The organism is Parasediminibacterium schistidii (assembly GCF_046546515.1).
GTDB lineage: Bacteria > Bacteroidota > Bacteroidia > Chitinophagales > Chitinophagaceae > Parasediminibacterium.
On sequence record NZ_JBKHKJ010000075.1, the window covers coordinates 1 to 3436 of the forward strand.

Here is a 3436-nt window from a genome sequence, read left to right on the forward strand (position 1 = left end):
ATTACTTATTATTAGAGATTTCAAAAGCAGTTTGACCACCACTTTGGTTTTTGGATTCAACATGAAAAGAGTTTTTATAAATGACATTATTGGTTGTTAATAAAATACTATCCCCTTGTAATTTTAGATTTTTGTATTTCAACAAGCTATCTATTTTATTAAAACGAAGACTATCGTTATATCTTATATCATGTGCAGTTTTTTCAGTCCTTGAAACGCTAGCATTAAGGGATGCATTTTCAGTTTCATTTTTTTTATCCTTATTCCATGAGTAAATAGTAATACTGCTGGTTAGTGCTAATGTTATTATGGACGTACAGATTGTTTGTAATTTTTTATTCTGCGAATCTTTTTGAATGGAAACAAAGCCTGTATAACAAGTTACAATAGCTATTGAAATACTAAGGATTAAGATTGTCATTTAGGGTTTTTAATAAAAAATAAAAATAGTGATTAAAATCTATTATATTAATCAATATTTCTTGGCACACTCTTTCTCACCTATGCTTGCACCGTATTAATTTTTTGCTCCAAATATTTCATGCATTCGTGTCGATGTTATAAAATAAGGAAAAGCTAGGCGCAGACTAAAACCTTTGCGCCTAGTCTTTCAAATCCTACGCCTCCACCCTCAAACTATAACTCCCTTCCTCATCCACACTCGGGTTGTGGATGCAGAAGAAGATAAACCCAGCGGTTTTGTCGTAACCGAGGCTTTTTGCGGTGTGGGTTTGCAAATTATTATTGCAAGGTCTCCCCGCTAGTTCACGCCAAAAATAGTGTTGCTGGTGCGCTTCCTATGGCGCGTACCTTTCGCTAAGTTCTGCCTCTGGTTCCATAACTCATAATTCAAAATTCCCCCACCATGGGGGCATTTTTGGCTGCTCATGGGGGCATATTTCCCCCATATAGGATTGTCCTTTTGTATGGATTCAGAAGCAACCCGAACTTTGTAGCAAATGGCCCCTTGTTTTCGTTATTACAGGCTTTGTGTATTCAAAACCACCGAGGTAGGCTGTTCAGAATCAGCGGTTCTTCTTCGTACAGTATTCAGCTACTTACGCGCAAGTACATTTACTGTTTAGTAGTCTAGCCGCACCGTTCTTTGTGTTCTTTAAGTGAAACGGTTTACCTAAAAAGGAGCTTTCTTTGTGCTTCTTTGGGAAAAACTTTGTGTTCTTTGTGGTTAAACCTTCGCTTAAAACTGTACGAAGTCTTTAAAGCCTATTCTGAACAGCCTACCTCGGAGGTTTTTTGTGGTTAGCCTCGCATTGGCTTGATGCCAAGTTGGGTTTATTTTTAATATACAAAAAAAACGTTATGACAGTTTGCATCCTTACTCAAAAACACTCACAAAACACTCACTTTTCCTCGAAAATCACTCACGAATCACTCAAAAATCACTCGCGAATCACGCACAAAACACTCACTCTTAAAAAGCACAAAACACTGTATTTCAATGAGTTATGTTGTACAAAGGCCTCGAAAATTAATTTGGACTGCAAAAGCAAGCAAAACCAAGCCATTATTTGAAGAAAAATCTTAGGCATATTATTGGCACGTTACTTGTAAAAATCCTGCTACCGCCAAGGCTCGAAAGCTAAGGTTCAAGCAGGTTGCAAGGTATCCTGAAATGAAAAGAGGCTACCCTGATTTAGAGTCACCTCTCCTGTATTAAGATGTTTGAAAAAGGCTTGAGAAAAAGGTTCTTGGTTAACAAATAGACTAAAACACCACATTTATCATCCTATTATAGATCTAGGCATTGTGCTTATATCTTCTTTGAAAGCATTGTCTTTTTAAATTTTATTTTAATAGGGATTTCTTGCCCAATTGTTTGAATTGACCCTTTTAATGATGCGCTTCCCTCCGCATTAATCACAATGCCAGTGCTTGGCTGTATTGTATATTTTCCAGTTTCATCACCCTTCAAGGATGCGTTTACCTGAAAGCCGACCATTGATTTTAAATTAATGCTATCGTTTTGGATTTCGGTTTTTGATGTTATCACAGCTTGTCCATCTTCCAAGGATTCAAGGGTATAAATTGTTTTTAAACCCATTGGCAAACCTGTAATGGATTGGTTCTCGTTCACTTCCCAGTTGTCCCCAACTTCTACATTTTTAGCTGGTAAAATGCTTTTGCCTTGTTCCATGCTGTTTTTAATAAAATCCTCGCCCAGCAGCTTTGAAAGCTTTTCTTTTAAAGCTACCGCTTCTTTCTCTGCGCTTTTTACTCCCCCGCCTAAAACAACAAGTATAGAATCGTAAATAGAATTGTACCCTTCCAGCTTAATAATTTTTCCTTTAGCATTGATAGTGGCGTACAGGGGCACTGCTTTGAATATGCCCAAAATCCTTTCTGTAGGGTTAATGCTATTTTCACTATTGCTAGCATCTATATCAAGCTCCTCATCCCTTTTTTTGGTATAAATATGTATCTTATCAAATTTAATTTTTAAAACATACTCATTGGCAGTGTCTTTAATTACTTGATATACCCACGAAATATCCGTTTTATTCTTTACTTCTTCTGTTTTTCCCTTAACGTCCAGCTCGGTTTCATTTTCAGAACTTATTGAATAATACATTTTATCGCCTAAACGAGAATGTGGATTTACACATGCCTTTGGATTGCCTTTTATACTATCCGTGCCAGCGTTATTTATTTGTTCTACATATAGTATTTTATGTTTTTTATTATTGCACCCACATAAACCCAATATCAATACAATACTAACAAAGTGACATTTTAATTCCATTTTCTACTCTTTTTAAAAGCATGGCAATATACAAACGTAAAGCTTTCAGGTTTACTATTTTTCATATCATATCAGCATTATTGCTTCAGTAATATCACCGGTGTGGCTCATCTGCAAGATATCAAACTATACAACTTGGTCGCTTTCGTTGCTATAAGCAACAGAATAGGCCTACGAGGCTACAAGCCTCGCAGAGCGGGGAGCTAGCGGAGAGAATACTTGAGCATTATTTTTTATTTTGGAACTCTACGCAGAGCGATAACTAATAATAAGAATAAGCTTCATAAGCAGCGGAATTGGATAATATTTTAATAGGCCTATTCAAGTTGTCGCGAATCACGTTATTATTATAAAAAGCATATTGAATCTCTGCGCTATACTTTTCTACAAAGTTTGTATATATTAAATCTACTCCAAGTTTCAAATCTCCTCCACAGTTAAAAATAATCCCATAGCTATTTCCTATTATTGGGTTATAAGCAGGATTACCTTGATAACTTAAAGTGAGATTGCTAAAAATATGACTATTATCTAAAGCTGTGCTGGTATGTTGTAGATTTGAGCATCCAGACACTTGTATAATTCTGTCGTAAGTTGAATTAACAAAAATAAAAGAATCAGCATCGCATGAATTTCCACTTTTTGCTGTTATATAATTGGCGCCATAATTAAAAG

3 protein-coding genes are annotated in these 3436 nt (G+C 35.8%); all 3 read right to left on the minus strand.

All coding sequences use genetic code 11. The features are described 5' to 3' along the window. Window position 1: 1 nt before the first annotated feature. Window positions 2-421: a hypothetical protein gene (locus ACHFIY_RS19150; RefSeq protein ID WP_410847738.1), complete on the minus strand. Its 420-nt coding sequence runs from the start codon at window positions 419-421 to the stop codon at window positions 2-4. A 1350-nt stretch (window positions 422-1771) separates the two neighbouring features. Further along, window positions 1772-2761, minus strand: coding sequence for a DUF6263 family protein (locus ACHFIY_RS19155; RefSeq protein WP_410847739.1), 990 nt, complete (start codon window positions 2759-2761; stop codon window positions 1772-1774). 262 nt (window positions 2762-3023) lie between these two features. Beyond that, the coding region (locus ACHFIY_RS19160) for a hypothetical protein (protein ID WP_410847740.1) at window positions 3024-3436 on the minus strand (413 nt) is incomplete at its 5' end.

Bases quoted from the DNA above. Each gene is read 5' to 3' on its own strand.
- ACHFIY_RS19150 (WP_410847738.1), bottom strand. From the start codon at position 421: ATGACAATCTTAATCCTTAGTATTTCAATAGCTATTGTAACTTGTTAT.
- ACHFIY_RS19155 (WP_410847739.1), bottom strand. From the start codon at position 2,761: ATGGAATTAAAATGTCACTTTGTTAGTATTGTATTGATATTGGGTTTA.